Origin of the sequence: Paracoccus versutus, assembly GCF_000763885.1 — a bacterium.
Lineage (GTDB): Bacteria > Pseudomonadota > Alphaproteobacteria > Rhodobacterales > Rhodobacteraceae > Paracoccus > Paracoccus versutus.
The window spans coordinates 41,047-56,845 of record NZ_JRKO01000014.1; the positions used below are offsets into that span (position 1 = coordinate 41,047).

At 66.3% G+C, this 15,799-nt stretch carries 15 protein-coding genes; 10 read left to right on the top strand and 5 right to left on the bottom strand.

The annotated features are described in order from the left end of the window. Positions 1–10 precede the first annotated feature (10 nt). The 4 genes from IT40_RS07930 (at position 11) to IT40_RS28475 (ending at position 3,871) form a co-directional block, all read left to right on the top strand. On the top strand, positions 11–853 hold the full coding sequence (locus IT40_RS07930; protein WP_036752857.1) for a carbohydrate ABC transporter permease: 843 nt from the start codon (positions 11–13) through the stop codon (positions 851–853). Positions 854–857: 4 nt separating this feature from the next. Then, positions 858–1,928 carry an ABC transporter ATP-binding protein gene (locus IT40_RS07935; protein WP_036752860.1) on the top strand — a complete coding sequence of 357 codons (1,071 nt, stop codon included), beginning with the start codon at positions 858–860 and terminating at the stop codon, positions 1,926–1,928. A gap of 21 nt (positions 1,929–1,949) precedes the next feature. After that, positions 1,950–3,434 (top strand): aldehyde dehydrogenase family protein, encoded by a 1,485-nt coding sequence (locus IT40_RS07940; RefSeq protein WP_036752863.1) that lies wholly within the window; start codon positions 1,950–1,952, stop codon positions 3,432–3,434. 203 nt (positions 3,435–3,637) lie between these two features. Continuing rightward, positions 3,638–3,871, top strand: a complete 234-nt coding sequence (locus IT40_RS28475; protein WP_147307284.1) for a hypothetical protein — start codon at positions 3,638–3,640, stop codon at positions 3,869–3,871. 83 nt (positions 3,872–3,954) lie between these two features. Here the strand turns inward: IT40_RS28475 and IT40_RS07950 are convergent, their stop codons facing one another. Continuing rightward, on the bottom strand, positions 3,955–4,632 hold the full coding sequence (locus tag IT40_RS07950) for a GntR family transcriptional regulator (protein ID WP_208021330.1): 678 nt from the start codon (positions 4,630–4,632) through the stop codon (positions 3,955–3,957). 154 nt (positions 4,633–4,786) lie between these two features. Here IT40_RS07950 and IT40_RS07955 point away from each other — a divergent pair, with 154 nt between their 5' ends. The 5 genes from IT40_RS07955 to IT40_RS07975 are packed head-to-tail and all read left to right on the top strand — an operon-like array spanning position 4,787 to position 10,328. Beyond that, complete coding sequence (locus IT40_RS07955; RefSeq protein WP_036752871.1) at positions 4,787–6,274, top strand: ABC transporter substrate-binding protein; 1,488 nt, start codon at positions 4,787–4,789, stop codon at positions 6,272–6,274. Between the two features lie 43 nt (positions 6,275–6,317). Then, a complete protein-coding gene (locus tag IT40_RS07960; RefSeq protein ID WP_208855398.1) occupies positions 6,318–7,118 on the top strand; it encodes an ABC transporter permease in 801 nt (266 codons plus the stop codon). Between the two features lie 5 nt (positions 7,119–7,123). After that, positions 7,124–8,044 carry an ABC transporter permease gene (locus tag IT40_RS07965; protein ID WP_036752876.1) on the top strand — a complete coding sequence of 307 codons (921 nt, stop codon included), beginning with the start codon at positions 7,124–7,126 and terminating at the stop codon, positions 8,042–8,044. Then, positions 8,041–9,384 carry a M20 family metallopeptidase gene (locus tag IT40_RS07970; protein WP_036752878.1) on the top strand — a complete coding sequence of 448 codons (1,344 nt, stop codon included), beginning with the start codon at positions 8,041–8,043 and terminating at the stop codon, positions 9,382–9,384. The genes IT40_RS07965 and IT40_RS07970 overlap by 4 nt, the downstream gene beginning before the upstream one ends. Then, positions 9,381–10,328 carry a hypothetical protein gene (locus IT40_RS07975; RefSeq protein ID WP_036752880.1) on the top strand — a complete coding sequence of 316 codons (948 nt, stop codon included), beginning with the start codon at positions 9,381–9,383 and terminating at the stop codon, positions 10,326–10,328. Before IT40_RS07970 ends, IT40_RS07975 begins: the two co-directional genes overlap by 4 nt. Before the next feature lie 6 nt (positions 10,329–10,334). Here the strand turns inward: IT40_RS07975 and IT40_RS07980 are convergent, their stop codons facing one another. Further along, positions 10,335–12,161, bottom strand: coding sequence for an ABC transporter ATP-binding protein (locus tag IT40_RS07980; protein WP_036752882.1), 1,827 nt, complete (start codon positions 12,159–12,161; stop codon positions 10,335–10,337). Between the two features lie 199 nt (positions 12,162–12,360). On the opposite strand from IT40_RS07980, the gene IT40_RS07985 reads away from it, so the two are divergent. Beyond that, positions 12,361–13,356: a 1-aminocyclopropane-1-carboxylate deaminase/D-cysteine desulfhydrase gene (locus IT40_RS07985; RefSeq protein ID WP_036752884.1), complete on the top strand. Its 996-nt coding sequence runs from the start codon at positions 12,361–12,363 to the stop codon at positions 13,354–13,356. 60 nt (positions 13,357–13,416) lie between these two features. Here the strand turns inward: IT40_RS07985 and IT40_RS07990 are convergent, their stop codons facing one another. The 3 genes from IT40_RS07990 to IT40_RS08000 are packed head-to-tail and all read right to left on the bottom strand — an operon-like array spanning position 13,417 to position 15,778. Beyond that, positions 13,417–14,253: a sulfurtransferase gene (locus tag IT40_RS07990; RefSeq protein WP_166436099.1), complete on the bottom strand. Its 837-nt coding sequence runs from the start codon at positions 14,251–14,253 to the stop codon at positions 13,417–13,419. Positions 14,254–14,264: 11 nt separating this feature from the next. After that, positions 14,265–14,966 (bottom strand): SDR family NAD(P)-dependent oxidoreductase, encoded by a 702-nt coding sequence (locus tag IT40_RS07995; RefSeq protein ID WP_208021329.1) that lies wholly within the window; start codon positions 14,964–14,966, stop codon positions 14,265–14,267. A 17-nt stretch (positions 14,967–14,983) separates the two neighbouring features. After that, on the bottom strand, positions 14,984–15,778 hold the full coding sequence (locus IT40_RS08000; protein ID WP_052095806.1) for a helix-turn-helix domain-containing protein: 795 nt from the start codon (positions 15,776–15,778) through the stop codon (positions 14,984–14,986). Between the last annotated feature and the right edge of the window lie 21 nt (positions 15,779–15,799).

Genomic DNA, 15,799 nt, shown 5'->3' on the forward strand with positions numbered 1-15,799 from the left:
GAGGGCGGACATGGCATCGCAAAAACCCCTGCTGTCCCGTGCGGTCAAGCTGGCCGCTGCCTATGCGCTGGCGCTGGTCGCCACGGCCTTCTTCGCCTTCCCGGTGTTCTGGATGGCAGGCTCCTCCGTCAAGAGCGAACTCGACATTTCGCAATACCCGCCGGTCTGGAGCTTCACCCCGACATTCGAGAACTATGCCAAGCTGGCCAGCGAGCTCGACGCCTTCGACGCTTTCGTCAACAGCGCCGTGATCGTCGGGCTGGCCACCACGCTCGCCATGGTCTGCGGCACCATGGCCGCCTATGCGCTGGCGCGCTTCGACGTGAAGGGCAAGGAGATCATCGCCTTCGAGGTGCTCTCGATCCGCATGCTGCCGCCTATTGTCAGCGTCATCCCGATGTTCATCATCGCCCGCGCGCTGGGAATCTTCGACACCTATTGGCTGCTTGCCGCCGCCTATGGCCTCGCGGGCCTGCCCTTCGTGGTCTGGGTGATGCGCGTCTTCATCCAGGACATCCCGCAATCCATCGAGGAGGCCGCGATGATCGACGGCTGCTCGCGGTTCCAGACCTTCTGGCGGGTCACCCTGCCGCTGCTGCTGCCGGGGCTCGCCGCCACGATGGTCATCGTCTTCATGTTCGCCTGGAACGAGTTCCTGCTGGCCTCGATGCTGACCTCGCAGAACGCCAAGACCCTGCCGGTGATCGCCGCCAATGCGATCAAGCCCAAGGCCATCGCCTGGGGGCTGGCCTCGGCGGCGGGGGTGGTGATGTCGCTGCCGGTCGTCGTGCTGGTCCTGATGATGCAACGCTATCTTGTCCGCGGCCTGACGCTTGGCGCGGTGAAAGGCTGATCCCATGGGTATCGAGATCAAGAACATCTACAAGCGCTTCGGCAGCCTGACCGTCGTCAACGGCGTGTCGGTGGATATCGCGGATGGCGAGTTCTTCGTCATGCTCGGCCCCTCGGGCTGCGGCAAGACCACCACCCTGCGCATGGTCGCGGGGCTTGAGACCGCCAGCGAGGGCCAGATATTCATCAACGGCCGCGACATGACCCATGCCGAGCCGCGCCACCGCGACATCGCCATGGCCTTTCAGGATTATGGCCTCTATCCCAACATGACGGTGTTCCAGAACATCGAGTTTCCCTTGAAGATCCGCAAGCTTGCCCCCGCCGAGCGGCGCAGGAAGGTCGAGGAGACGGCGGGCCGCCTGGGCATTTCCGACTATCTTGGCCGCAAGCCGGCGCAGATGTCGGGTGGCCAGCGCCAGCGGGTGTCGCTGGCCCGCGCGCTGGTGCGCAATCCCAAGGTGTTCCTGATGGACGAGCCGCTGTCGAACCTCGACGCCAAGCTGCGCGCCGTGATGCGAACCGAGATCAAGAAGCTGGTCACCGACCTGGGCATTACCACCATCTATGTCACCCATGACCAGATCGAGGCCATGTCGATGGCCGACCGCATCGCCGTCATGCGCAAGGGCGACATGGTACAGGTGGCGCCGCCGCTTCAGGTCTATGACCGCCCGGCGACCTGTTTCGTCGCGGATTTCATCGGCTCGCCGCCGATGAACCTGTTCAAGGCCGAGCTGGCCAACAACGGCCGCGTCGTCTGCCAGGTCCAGGGCTTCGGCGACGCGCTGGACGATGCCGAGCGTGAACGCGCGCGCGCCATGGCCGACCGTCACGGCCATTTCGCCGTCGGCATCCGCCCCGAACATCTGCAATGCGTCGCCGCTGGCACGCCCGGCTCGGTCGAGGGCATCGTCGAGCTGGTCGAGCCGCTGGGCCAGACCACCAACATCTACCTGCTGTCGGGCGACACGAAATATGTCGTGGTGACCGACCGCACTAGCCTCCGCGCCGGAGACACGATCGGGGTCATCGCCCCGGGCGACAAGGTCCGCGCGGTGGGTCTTGATCGCTGAACGCATAAGGAAGGATTCACGATGACCGTTCGCAGCTATGTCCATTTCATCGACGGGGCCGAGCGTCCCGGCGCCTCTGGCGAGACGATCCGCCGCCATTCGCCCGCCCATGGCGCGGCGCTGGCCGATTTCGCCGCCGGCACGGCCGAGGATCTGGACGCCGCCGTCCGCGCTGCGCGCGAGGCTTTCGAGCATGGTCCCTGGCGGCAGATGGCCGCCACGCAGAAATCGGCCATCCTGAACGCCTGGGGCGACCTGATCGCCGCCGACCTGGAGCGGCTGGCGGTCATCGAGGCCGAGGAATCCGGCAAGCCGATCCGTTTCGCCCGCGGTGAGATCGAGCACTCCGTATCCATGCTGCGCTATGCCGCCGCGCTGGGTCTGCAGCTGCATGGCGAGGCGTTCGAGAATGTCGGCCCGCAGGCGCTGGGCCTGGTCAGCCGCGAGCCGCGCGGTGTGGTCGGCATGATCGTGCCCTGGAACTTTCCCATGGTCACGCTGTTCCAGAAGCTGCCCTATGCGCTGGCGGCAGGCTGCTCGGCGGTAGTCAAGCCCTCGGAACTGACCTCGGGCACCGCGCTCGAAGTGGCGAAACTGGCCATCCGCGCCGGGTTGCCGAAGGGTGTCTACAACGTCGTGACGGGAACGGGCGGCGTGGTGGGCGAGGCGATGACCCGCCACCCCGAGGTGGACATGATCTCCTTCACCGGTTCGACGAAGGTGGGCAAGGCCATTGCCCGCACCTGTGCCGACAGCGTCAAGCGCGTCGCGCTGGAACTGGGCGGCAAGGCTGCGAACGTCGTCTTTGCCGATGCCGATCTGGATGCGGCTGTCGATGGCGTGCTGTTCGGCTATGTCCTGAACCAGGGCGAGGAATGCGTCTGCGGTGCCCGCCTGCTGATCGAGGAATCCGTGGCCGATGCGTTCGTCTCGCGCCTTGTCGAGCGCACCCGCAAGATCCGCACCGGCCTGCCGCTGGACGAGGATGCCGACCAGGCCGCGATGATCCATCAGGCGCAGTTCGACCAGGTGATGAACTACCTGGAAATCGGCAAGGCCGAGGGGGCGACCGTTGCCGTCGGCGGCAGCCGTGCAGATCAGGGCGCGCTCGCTAAGGGCTATTTCGTCATGCCGACGATCTTCACCAATGTGACCCCGGACATGCGTATCTTCCGCGAGGAAATCTTTGGACCCGTGCTGACCGTGACCACTTTCAGGACGGTGGACGAGGCGGTGGCGCTGGCCAACGACACGGTCTATGGTCTCGGCAACGGGCTTTGGACCAAGGATCTGGACAAGGCGATCCTGGTCTCGCGCCGGCTGCGCTCGGGCACGGTCTTCGTGAATACCTTCCTCGAGACTTCTGTGCAGATGCCCTTCGGCGGCTTCAAGCAATCGGGCATCGGTCGCGAGAATGGCATCGACGGCCTTCTGGAATATACCGAGGTCAAGTCGACCTTCATCAAGCTGGGCGAGCGCAATGCGGTCTTGCCCCATACGGTATGACCGGGTGAGGGGATGGATCTGGGCCGATTGGCCAAGCGTCCTCGCAGCACCGTTGCGGGGGCACCTTCTACAACATGAGAGGAGGCATAGCCATCGCCATTCCTGATTCCACTCCCATACGCGTCAAGCACGATTCGATCGGGAGCAGGGAAGTTCCCGCACCCGCATACTCGGGTGTCCATACCCTGCGCGGGGTCGAGAACTTGCCGATTGCCGGTAAGACGCTCTCGATCACGTCCGACCTGATCGTCGCGATGGCCGCGATCAAGGAGGCAGCGGCCCATGCGAACTGCGACTTCGGCTTGCCGGACTCGATTTGGCCGATACAATTCTTGCTGCCTGCCGAGCGGCCCCATCTCGGCTACCGCAACATGGGCCGCAGACCCGTCGAAACCGTCCTGTTGTTCGGTAGCCAAGAAGGTCAAGAGGACAGCTGAAGAAATGGCCCTGCAAGCCCGCGGCCTTGCGCAATGGCGCGCCACACTATTCATCCGCACAGGCGGAGCGCGTTCGCCAATGCTTATGCTTCCTGTCGGCGGCGCAACGCAGACAGCACTTGATCGGCCCCATCGTCGATCGCCCGCATGATGGCAGCGCTGGCCGCGAGGGAATCGCGTGCGCGAAGGGCCTGGACAAGATGGGTGTAATTCTGGTGATCCTCGCCGGCGGTGCCGATACTGCGGGGCAGATAGGCAAAGCCAGGCCCGGCTCGTAACCAGAGTGTCTCGATGAGTTGAAGCAGCACTGGCATCCCGGCAGCCGCGTAAAGGGTGAAGCGCAACTCCTTGTTGGCTTTCAGGGCCAGATGCAGATCCGGTGCGTGACGCAAGTCGGTATAGGCGGCGATCTGTGCTTCGAGCCGGGCGATGCCCTCATCGGCGATTCGCTGCGTTGCCATTTCGGCTGCCAGCCCCTCGACACGCTTGCGGATCAGCCTGATTTCTTCGTGCCGCTCCTCGGTCAGTTCTGGAACCCGGAAGGAGGACGCCGGCTCGGCCGCAAGAATGCCCGAAGCCGCAAAACGCACAAGCGCTTCGCGCGCCGGGGTGATCGATGTTCCCAGCCTGTCGGCCAGTTCCTTCGTCACAAGCCGCGTGCCGGGTGCGAGCCTGCCTTCGACCAATGCGTCGCGGATCTGCGCCTCGACATGCGAAACCAGGCTGCGGCGGGGCACCTGTTCAAATGCTTCAAAATCCAATGCCATTCCTCGCGTGACACAATGCACATCCTATCAGCACAAGCGCAGAAGTCGCATGCCGAATGACAATATATGATATATTTTCACTTGCGCAAAGGCGATTCCGCCGGAATGATGGCCAGGCAAGGGGTGGCCCACCAACAGGAGAAAACTGATGCGTCTTCTTTCCGCTCTGACACTCGGGGTCGCGCTTGCGATCCCTGCGATCCCCGCTCTTGCACAGGACACGGAACTGGTCATCGGCCGCGCCGTCTCGACCAATGCGATGGACCCAGGCTTCATGCGCGAGGCCGCGACCATCGTGGACAACATCTTCGACACGCTGGTCATGCGCGACAAGCAGATGAACCTTGTCCCCGGCCTGGCCACCGAATGGCGCGCTGTCGATGATCTGACCTGGGAATTCAAGCTGCGGGAAGGCGTCACCTTCCACAATGGCGAGCCCTTCGATGCCGAGGCGGTCAAGTTCACCCTCGACCGCGTGCTGGACCCTGCGGCGAACTCGCCGGCGATATCCTATATCCGCACCGTCGCGTCGGTCGAGGTGGTGGATCCGCTGACCGTGCGCATCACGACGTCGGCGCCCGATCCCCTGCTGCCGACCCGGATGAGCCGCTATCCCGCCTACATCGTGCCGCCGAAATACGTAGCGGAGATGGGCGATGCCAAGTTCGCCTCGCAGCCGGTGGGAACCGGCGCCTACCGGTTCGAGGAATTCGTGCCCGATGAGCGGGTGGTGCTGGCGGCCAACGAGAACTACTGGCGCGGCAAGCCGGCGCTGGACGAAGTGACCTGGCGCCCGATTCCCGATAGCACCGCCCGCATCACCGCGCTCGTCACCGGTGAGGTGGACCTGATCGAGGACGTGCCGGTGGATCTGGCGCCGATGCTGACCGCCTCTCCCGATGTGGAGCTTGTCCAGGTCAAGGATGGCGGCCTGACGATCTATCTTGGCTTGCGCATGGACAAGGAGCCACTGGATGACGTGAAGGTGCGTCAGGCGCTGAATCACGCGATCGACCGCCAGGGGATCACCGACAACCTGCTGCAAGGCATGGCAACTCCGGTCGGAGGTCAGGTCGGCAAGAGCGATTTCGGCTATCTTGACCTGCCGGTCCCCGCCTACGACCCCGAGCTTTCGCGCAAGCTGCTGGCCGAAGCGGGCCTTCCCGACGGTTTCGAGATCACCATGCAATCCTCAACCCGTTATATGAAGAACAACGAGGTGGCGCAGGCCATTGCCCAACAGCTTGGCGATGTCGGCGTCAAGGTGAACCAGCAGGTGCTGGAATGGTCGGTCTATACGCAGAAGCAGCCCTTCGACGGCCCGATCTACATGCTGGGCTGGGGCTCGACGCAGACGCTGGATGCCGATGCAGCGATCTATGCCATCATGCGCTCGGGCGAGCCCTATTCCGGCGCGGCCTTGCCTGAACTGGACCGGCTCTTGGACGGAAGCCGGCAGGTCGTCGATCCTGCCGCGCGCGAAAAAGTGCTGCATGAGGTGCAGGAACTTGCCGCGAGGGAAGTGCCGTTGATCTCGCTTTACCGCGAGGACGCACTGCTGGGCCGTGCGTCGGACGTGCATTTCGAGGGCCGCCCGGATGCCCGCATCGTCCTGTTCGACATCACGAAGGACTGACGGGATGTGGACCGGGGCAAGGCTGCGGGGAAACGAGGATGCCGTGTTCGCGGTGCTTTTGATCGTCGCGGTCGTGACGGTCAGCATCCTTGTGCCGCTGTTCTGGCCCCTGGACCCGCTGCGCGGCACCCTGACCGCCACGTTCAAGCCTCCGATGACGATGACCGAGGCGGGGCTGCATCCGCTTGGCACCGACCAGCTTGGCCGGGATCTGTTGGCCCGGCTGGGCTTGGGCACGCTGATCTCGCTGGGGATCGTGCTGGCCTCGGCCGCGATCTCGGTCGTTCTGGGCACGATCCTGGGCATGGTTGCGGGTTATTTCGGCGGCTGGGTGGACGTGCTGATCATGCGGCTGGTGGACATCCAGCTGGCGATTCCCTTCATCCTTCTGATCCTGCTGTTCGTGGCGATCCTTGGGCCAAGCATCGCCAACCTGGTGGCGATCCTGGGGCTGACGGGTTGGGCGGTGTTCGCGCGCGTCGCGCGGGGGCAGACCCTGGCGGTGCGCGAACTGGAATATGTCGAGGCCGCCCGCGCCATCGGCCAGAGCGACGGCACGATCATCCTCCGCCATGTCCTGCCCAATATCGTTGCCCCGCTGACCGTGCTGCTGACGCTGGACCTGCCGCGCCTCATCATCCTTGAGGCCTCGGTCGGCTTCCTGGGCCTCGGCGTGCAGCCGCCCTGGCCGACGCTTGGCAACCTGATCGGCGAGGGGCGATCCTTCATCCTGATTGCCGACTGGCTGGTGCTGTATCCTGGCCTGATGATCGGGGCGGTGGTGGTCGGCTGCAACCTGCTTGGCGACTGGCTGGTCCGCCGGGCCGATATGAAGATGTCGTAACTGCCATGAAGGGTCTGCGCTTTCTGCTTTCGCGTGCGCTTCAGGGGTTGGTGGTGATGCTGGGCGTGTCGGCGCTGGTCTTTTTCGCGCTGTTCCTGACCGGCGATCCCGCCGCGCTGATGATGTCGCCCGACGCCAGCCAAGCCGAGATCGAAGCGTTTCGCCGGGCCATGGGCTTCGACGATCCGATCTGGCTGCAGTATCTGCGTTTTCTCGGCAACCTGCTTCAAGGCGATCTGGGCCTGTCGCTGCGCTATCAGCGGCCGGCGACCGATCTCTTGTGGGAGCGCCTGCCGGCGACCGCGCTTTTGGCCCTTTCGGCGCTCATCTGGTCCTCGGCCATCGGCATGGTGCTGGGGGTCGTCTCGGCCGTGCGCAAGAATTCGGGGCTGGATTTCGTCATCCGCGTCATCGCCCTGCTGGGGCAGGCGGTGCCGGTCTTCTGGCTTGCGCTGCTGATGATCCTGCTCTTCTCGCTGCGCCTGCGGTGGCTGCCCTCGTCGGGGATGGGGGGCTGGCAGCATCTGGTCATGCCGTCCATCGCGCTGGGAGCCTATTATGTGTCGGCCATGACCCGGCTGGTCCGCGCCTCGCTGATCGAGGTGCTGGGCCAGAACTATATCCGAACCGCCCGCGCCAAGGGGCTTGGCCAGTGGCGGATCGTCGTGCGGCACGGGTTGCGCAATGCCATGATCCCGGTGATCACCGTGCAGGGCATGTATTTCGCGGCGCTTCTGGGCGGGGCGCTGGTGACCGAGATCGTCTTTGCCTGGCCGGGCATCGGAAGGCTGGCGGTCGAGGCGATCCAGAACCGCGATTTCCCCGTCGTGCAGGCGGTGGTGCTGTTCACCGCCGCCGTTTTCGTCATAGCCAATTTCCTGGTCGATATCGCCTATACCTGGCTCAACCCCCGGATCCGGCTGTGAGCGCGCTGGATGATGCCCTTGCCCTGACGGCGCGCTGGTGCGCGATCCCATCGCACGCCGGCGATCCCGCCAGCCAGATGCGGCAGGCCCGCGAGTTGCGATCCTGGCTGTCCGGCGAACTGGGCGCGGCGCTGCTGTCCTCTTCCCCGTCCGAAACCGAGCCGGCACCGGTGATCCATGCGCGGATCGATAGCGGCTTGGCCCGCACGGTGCTGCTTTACAACATGTACGACGTCATGCCCGCCACGCCCGAGGGCTGGCTGCGCGACCCCTGGGCGGGCGGCATCGCGGATATGCCCGGTATCGGCCGTGCCTTCGTCGCGCGTGGGGCCGAGAACAACAAGGGGCCGCTGGCCGGCATGCTGATCGCGCTGCGCGACCTGAAGCGCTCCGGCCGGCTGCGCGTCAATGTCGAAATCCTGCTGGACGGGCAGGAAGAGCGCGCCTCGCCCGCGTTGCGCCGCTGGCTGGCGGCGCCGGACTGCCCGCTGCGACCTTCGGTGGGGGCGTTGTTCCCGTCCTTCTGCGAATATGGCGGCGGGCCGCCCCGGCTGTATCTGGGGTTTTCCGGCATGGCCAAGGGCAGGCTGGAGGTGGCTGCGGGGGGCTGGGGCGGCCCTGCGCGGGCCATCCATTCCTCGAATGCGCCATGGATCGCCAATCCCGCACGGGTTCTGGTCGATGTGCTGGCAAGGATCGGCGGACCCGAGACCGGAGAGCTTGCGCAGATAGATCTGGATGCCGATGCGGCGCGTGTGGTCGCGGCGCTGGCGCGGGATTTCGATCCTGCGGCCGAACTGCGCTTCCGGCATGCAGCCTGTTTCGCCCGGCCCCGATACGGCTGCTTCGATCCCGAGGCTTTGTTGCGCCATGTCCTGACCACGGCTTCCTTCAACATCGCCACCTTGGCGACCGATCCCGTAGCCGGCGACGCAGTCATCCCCGCGGCGGCTACGGCCGCGTTCGATCTGCGCGCCCCGCCCAGCCTTGCACCGGATGCACTTGTCGCCGGCATCCGCGACCTGCTGGCCGCCGAGCCTGCCTTTGCCGGGGCTGCGCTGTGCGTTGATGACAGCTATCCGGGCGCGCGGGTTCTAGAGTCCGCTGCCGGCGTCCGCGCCCTGCACGATGCCTATGCCGGTGGTCCGGCGCCGCAGGTCTGGCCCTGGGCGATCGGCGCCGCGCCGGCCTATGCCTTCGGCCGCCATACCGAAAGCTTCCTGATCGGTGGCTCGGGGCGGGGCGGCAATGCGCATGGCGTCAACGAGTTCCTGCATATCGAGGGGTTTGGCCGTTTCATCGCCTCGGTCTCGGCATGGATCCAAGGGATGGCGGCATGATCTGGCTGGGACGCAAGGATCTGCTTCGCGCCGGCGCGCTGGACTGGCAGGCCGCGCTGGACGATGTGGCCGAGGCTGTGCGGCTGTTGCGTCGGGGCGATGCGGAGATGGTTGCCGAATCCGTGCTGCCGCTTGGCGATGATCCGCGCGCCAAGGCATACGGGCTTCCGGCCCGGCTTGGGGGCCGCTTTGCCGCCGCCGGGATCAAATGGACCGTGCATCGGCCCGCGCCACCCGAGGACGGCGAGGCCATCACGTCGACCACGCTGATCGAGGATCTGGCCACCGCCCGGCCCTTGGGCATGGTGGAAGCGGCGCTGCTGACGCGGGTGCGGACGGCCGCCGTTTCGGCCCATGTGCTGCGCGCATTGCGGCCCGGTCTGCGGCGGATCGCCTTGCTGGGCGCGGGTGCGCAGGCGCGGGCGCATCTCGCCATGCTGCGCGCCCTGTTCCCGGACCTTGAGCGGATCACGGTCTGGAGCCGCTCGGGTCGTGAGGTCGAGCGGCTGGGGCCAGGGATCACCGTCCATCCAGGTCCCGAGCAGGCCATCGCGAATGCCGAGGCGGTGCTGATGTGCAGTGCCGCGCCTCAGCCCTTCCTTGGTCCCGAAGCGGCGACCGGCGGCCGGCTGGTCCTTCAGATAGGCTTTCACGAGATGAGCTTCGCGGGCATCGCCGCCTTCGACCGGGTGACTTGCGACCTGTGGGGCGAGTTCGCCCGGACCAGTGCCAAGAGCCTGTTCCAGATGTATCGGGCGGGGCTTTTCGATCCCGCACAGGTCGCGGCCGACCTGCCGGCCATCCTTTGCGACGGCTGGCGGCCCGCGCCGGGCGAGTCGGTTTATTTCTCGAGCTTCGGGCTGAACATCTTCGACATCGCGCTGGCGGCGCGGCTGCTGCGCGCCGCGTCGGGGCAGGGGATCGGCACGCGCCTGCCCGGCTGATCCCGCTCAGGCGGCCTGCCATTCCGGGCCGGCAACCTGCACCTGATGGCCGGGCGAGACCTCGCGCCATTCGCGGGCCGGGGGCTGATAACCCACCGGATGCAAGGGGCTTTTCAACTCGCGCAACTCTCCGGCGGGTCGGTTGCCGCGAAGGGCGGGGTCGGGTACCGGGATCGCCTGGAGCAGTCGCTGGGTATAGGGATGCGCGGGGGCTCCAAAGATCGCCTCGCGAGGGCCGATCTCGACGATCTCGCCCAGATACATCACGCCGACGCGGTGGCTGATTCGTTCGACCACCGCCATGTCATGGCTGATGAACAGATAGGACAGGCCAAGCTCGGCTTGAAGATCCAGCATCAGGTTCACCACCTGCGCCTTGACGGTCACGTCCAGCGCGGACACCGCCTCGTCCGCGACGATCAGCTTCGGCGCGATGCCAAGGGCGCGGGCGATGCAGATGCGCTGCCGTTGCCCGCCCGAGAACTCGTTCGGGAAACGCCGCGCCATGTCGGGGGAAAGCCCGACCTGCGCCAGCAAGTCCGCGACCCTGTCCTTCAGTTCCGATCCTCGCGCCAGGCCATGCGTCACCATCGGCTCGGCAATGGCATCGCCGACCCGGCGACGGGGATCGAGGCTGGCGAAGGGGTCCTGGAAGATCATCTGCATCTGCCGCCGCATTCGGCGCAGGGCCGGGCGGCCAAGCTCCAGTAGCTCGGTCCCGTCCAGTCTTACCGAGCCCGAGAAGGGCTGCGTCAGCCGCAGGATCGAGCGCCCGGTCGAGGATTTGCCGCAACCGGATTCGCCCACCAGGGCCAGCGTCTCTCCCTGCCGGATGTCGAAAGAGACGTTCTCGACCGCATGAACGCGCGCCTGCGTCCGGCCCAGGAGGTCCGTGCCGGCATCATAGCGGGTGGTCAGCCCGCGCACCTCGAGCAGCGGCGCCGTGCCGCGCAGGGTGTCGGGCAATTCGGTTCCGGGACTGGCCGCGCCGGTTGCCGCATCGACCAGCGGGAATCGCGCCGGCCGGCCGGTTCCGGCCATCGAGCCGAGCCGGGGCACGGCCGCCAGAAGCGCGCGGGTATAAGGCTGCTGCGGATGGGCAAAGATTGCGGCGGTCAGCCCCTGTTCTACCGCATCGCCGCGCAGCATGACCAGCGTGCGATCCGCCACCTCGGCCACGACGCCCATGTCATGGGTGATGAACAGCACCGCCATCTGCTCCTCGGCCTGCAATTCGCGGATCAGCTCCAGGATTTGCGCCTGCACCGTCACGTCCAGCGCGGTGGTCGGCTCGTCCGCGATCAGCAGGCGCGGCCGGCAGGCCAGGGCCATGGCGATCATGAAGCGCTGCCGCATCCCACCCGAGGACTGGTGCGGATATTCCAGCATTCGCCGCTTGGCCGCCGGGATGCGCACCCGCTCCAGCAGTCGAACGGTTTCCGCCATGGCCTTCTGCCGGTCCATGCCGCGATGGGTCGTCAGAACCTCGGCGATCTGCTCGCCGATCTTCATCGACGGATTCAGCGAGGTCATCGGTTCCTGGAAGATCATCGCGACCCGGTCGCCCCGGATGCGGCGCATCGCGCCTTCGGAAAGGGACAGCAGGTCGCGCCCCTCCAGCCGGACCGAGCCGGTGATCCTGCTGGCGGCCGGGTCCAGCAACCGCATCACCGCCAGCGAGGTCACGCTTTTGCCCGAGCCGCTTTCGCCGACCAGCGCCACCGTTTCGCCGGGGGCGATGTCGAAATCCAGGCCATGCACGACCTCTGTCCAGCCGCGACGGCCGCGAAACGCCACACGCAGGTCGGCGACGGAAAGCACGGGGTCTGTCATCGGCACTCCTCGCGTCTTCTGGCTGTGCTCCGCGGCGATGCGCGCCGAGATGCACGCGATGGCCGGAGCGGCTTGCCAATATCAATATATGATATATCTTTATTCATAACCGAGGCAATGCAAGGTTTTTCCCATCCAGGGGGCATTGCCTTGCCCATGTCCTCGCAAGAGGACGCAATCTGCACAGGAAGATGGCACGATGAAACTTGGAGATGTCCCGAAGATCCCGCTTGCATTCGCACCGACGCCTGTGGAGCGGCTGATGCGGCTGGGCGCGGATCTGGGGATCGAGCTGTTCGTCAAGCGCGACGATTACACCGGCTTCGGCGGCGGCGGGAACAAGGTGCGCAAGCTGGAATACCTGATGGCCGATGCCGTGGCGCGGGGGGTGAAGGTGCTGATCACCACGGGCGGGCACCAGTCGAACCACGCCCGCATGACGGCGGCGGCGGCGCGGCATTTCGGCATGCACCCGGTCCTGGTGCTGCGCGGCAATGAACCGTTCGGCTTTCAGGGGAACCTGTTGCTCGACCGGCTGTTCGGGGCCGAGATCGAGTTTCTGGACCCCGATGCCTATTTCGACCTGATCGGGCCGCGGATGCAGGCCCATGCCGACCGTGCGCGCGAACGGGGGCAGGAACCCTATATCATGCCGGTCGGCGGGGCGACGCCGCTTGGCGCGCTGGGTTATGCCAGCGCGGTGCGCGAGTTGGCCGAGCAATTCGCCGCCCTTGCCCTGCCTGCGCCGGATGTCATCGTCACTGCCGTCGGGTCCGGCGGCACGCTGGCCGGGATCGAGATCGGCCTGACGCAATACTGGCCCGGCACCAAGGCAATCGGCATCGCTGTTTCGGGCTCGGCCGTCCCCTTTCCCGACCGCATCGCGCCGATGGCGACCGAGGGGGCCAGGCTGGTTGGGCTGGACCGGGTGTGGCGGCCCGAGGAGATCCATGTCGAGACCGGCTATTTCGGCGAGGCCTATGCCGTGCCCTCCGAGGCGGGCAATGCCGCGATCAAGCGGCTGGCCATGCAAGAGGGGCTGCTGCTGGACCCGGTCTATACCGGCAAGGGCATGGCGGGCCTTCTGGGGCTGGTCGAGGACGGCACGATTCCGAAGGGAGCGCGGGTGCTGTTCCTGCACACGGGCGGCTCGCCGGCGCTTTATCCCCATGCCGAGCAGCTTGCGAAGCTGTGACCCGGCCATCGTGACGGGGAGGGGGCGCCGCATTTCCGGCGCCCCTCGTGCTTCCACGCCTCAGCGGTGGACGAAGGCGCCGGTTCCTTCGACGGCGGGCAGGTCGGGCTCGCCCGCCCATTCGTGCCAACTGCCGGGATGGATGGCGACATTGTCGAAGCCGGCCGAGCGCAGCCCGTAAAGCGTGGTCGCCGCCCGTGCGCCCCGGTGGCAATAGGTGACGATGCGCTGGCCCGGCCCAAAGCCCGCCGCCGCGGCGATGCGGCGGATCTCGTCGGGGCTGCGATAGCGGCCGTCCTGCAACAGGTCTTCATAGAACAGCAGGTCCGCGCCGGGGATGCGGCCCGCGCGGGCGCAGCAGGCGTGGACATAGCTTCCGTCCCATTCGGCTGGGCGGCGTGCGTCCAGGACATGCAACTCCGGCGCACCCGGCTCCAGCAATTCCGCGGTGGCTGCGACCAGTTCGCTGCGAAAGGCGCCTGCCTGTGCTGGATCGCCGTCGCCGATCCTGCCGGTCGCACCGGCTCCGGCGGCGGTCCCACCGCCCGTCGCGCGCCAGGCAGCCAGCCCGCCGTCGAGAATGCGGCCGCCGTCGAAGCCGCAAAGCTCATGGAACCACAGCCCGCGCGGCGACCGCATCCCCGTTTGCTCTTCGAAGAAAACGACCAGCGGCGCCCGGTCGAGGCCAAGCTGCCGGAACGCCGCGCGGGCGCCGGCCACCATCGCGGCAATGCCCCTCTCGTCGCTGTGGGCGATGAAATAGTCGTAGACGTTCAGGCAGGTGGCGCCGGGAATCGTCGCCTTTGCCCAATCCTCCCTGGGGCGGGTGTCGACGAAGACGGCTCCTTCCGGCGCCGCCAGCGCCTCGGCGGCAAAGATCAGCGGTGATGATCGCATGGCCATGTTCCTCAATAGCAATCCTCGACCGACCAGTGGACGGGAATGTCGGCGACCGAGGCGGTGGGAGGCAGGCCCAGGACGGTTTCCACGATGGCGGCTATGTCTTCGGGCCGGGTCAGTTCGGACATGTCCTGGACGACGCCTGCCGCCATGTCCGTCGCGACAAAGCTGGGACAGATCGCGGTGGTGCGCACGCGATTGTCGCGCCCGCATTGTCGCAGGCCCTGCGCCAGCCCCATCAGCGCGAACTTGGAAATGCCGTAAAGGCCCGAACCTGCCGATTTCACCCGCTTGCCCGACAGCGAGGACATCAGCACGATCCGGCCAGGATGCGGCTTGCCGTCCGGCAGGGCTTCAAGATGCGGCCATGCAAGCCGGGCCAGCCGCATCGGCGATTTCACGTTCACTGCGATCAACTGATCGAATTCCTCGTCGGCGGCCTCCAGCACGGTGGCGCGGCTGTGGATGCCGGCGCTCAGCACCAGCCCATCCAGCCGGCCGAACCGGGCGATGGTTGCGCGGATCCAGGCGCGCTCCGAATCCGGCTCCAGCGCGTCATAGCGGCAGGCAAGGCGCTGCGGCGTGTCAGGGCCTGCCGTCTCGGGACGGCGCAGGCCGAGGCTGACATTCCAGCCCGCCGCCTGCATCCGTTGCGCAATCGCGGCGCCAATCCCGCGCGAGGCGCCGGAAATCATCACGGTTCGCGTCATGCTTTCTTCCATTCGGGTCATCTGCCAGACATATCGTCGCTGCGGGTCGGGGAACTGGCGTGCCGCTCGGCCGTCGAGATGGCGTCGCGCATGACGGCGATAGCCGCCCGCTCGCCAGCGGCGTCAAGGACGTTCAGCGGTGCCAGAAGCGAAATCGCGGTCTCCATCCCGCGCAGGTGGTCATTGTTGATCGGCACGGTCAGCGTCAGGCTTTCGATGCCCGCGCTGCGGCGGATGCCCCGCATGAAGCCCAGGCGCTGAAACTCGGCTATTTCCGCTTCGATTTGCGGCCGGGTCAGATCCCATTGGGCCAGGCGATCCTCCAGCAGGTCCAGGCAGCGGTCGCGGCTGCGTGCGTCCATCATGCCGAGAATGCAGACACCCGAGATGCCGACGCCCATCGGGATCCGTCCGCCGATGCCCGAGACATAGGGTTGCGCGACGATCTGACCCATCTGGTAATCCAGGCAGATCGTATCCAGCCCTGAACGCACCATGAGATAGGTCGAGAATTGGGTGCGCCCGGTGATGTCGATGAGGGCCGGGCGATATGTGGCGACGATCTCGTTCACGCCCAGGCTGCGATGAGCCAGCGCATAGGTGGCCGGACCCAGCATGTAATTGCCGCGATTGCCGTTTTGCACGACCAGCCCGTATTCGGCCAATGCCACCAGTGTCCGGTGGACCGAGGATTTCGCCTCGCCCGTGGCGGCTGCCAGGGCCGCCAGCGCCATGCCCTTGCGGTCGGCCTGTCCCAGCAGGATCAGGATTTCCGCCGCCCGCCCGGCATTCGAAGAGGATTGTCTGGCCAAATGTCGCTCCAGCTGAGGTCT

Coding starts and splice junctions, on each gene's coding strand:
- IT40_RS07930 (WP_036752857.1), top strand. CDS start 11: ATGGCATCGCAAAAACCCCTGCTGTCCCGTGCGGTCAAGCTGGCCGCT.
- IT40_RS07935 (WP_036752860.1), top strand. CDS start 858: ATGGGTATCGAGATCAAGAACATCTACAAGCGCTTCGGCAGCCTGACC.
- IT40_RS07940 (WP_036752863.1), top strand. CDS start 1,950: ATGACCGTTCGCAGCTATGTCCATTTCATCGACGGGGCCGAGCGTCCC.
- IT40_RS07955 (WP_036752871.1), top strand. CDS start 4,787: ATGCGTCTTCTTTCCGCTCTGACACTCGGGGTCGCGCTTGCGATCCCT.
- IT40_RS07965 (WP_036752876.1), top strand. CDS start 7,124: ATGAAGGGTCTGCGCTTTCTGCTTTCGCGTGCGCTTCAGGGGTTGGTG.
- IT40_RS07975 (WP_036752880.1), top strand. CDS start 9,381: ATGATCTGGCTGGGACGCAAGGATCTGCTTCGCGCCGGCGCGCTGGAC.
- IT40_RS07980 (WP_036752882.1), bottom strand. CDS start 12,161: ATGACAGACCCCGTGCTTTCCGTCGCCGACCTGCGTGTGGCGTTTCGC.
- IT40_RS07985 (WP_036752884.1), top strand. CDS start 12,361: ATGAAACTTGGAGATGTCCCGAAGATCCCGCTTGCATTCGCACCGACG.
- IT40_RS07990 (WP_166436099.1), bottom strand. CDS start 14,253: ATGCGATCATCACCGCTGATCTTTGCCGCCGAGGCGCTGGCGGCGCCG.
- IT40_RS07995 (WP_208021329.1), bottom strand. CDS start 14,966: ATGACGCGAACCGTGATGATTTCCGGCGCCTCGCGCGGGATTGGCGCC.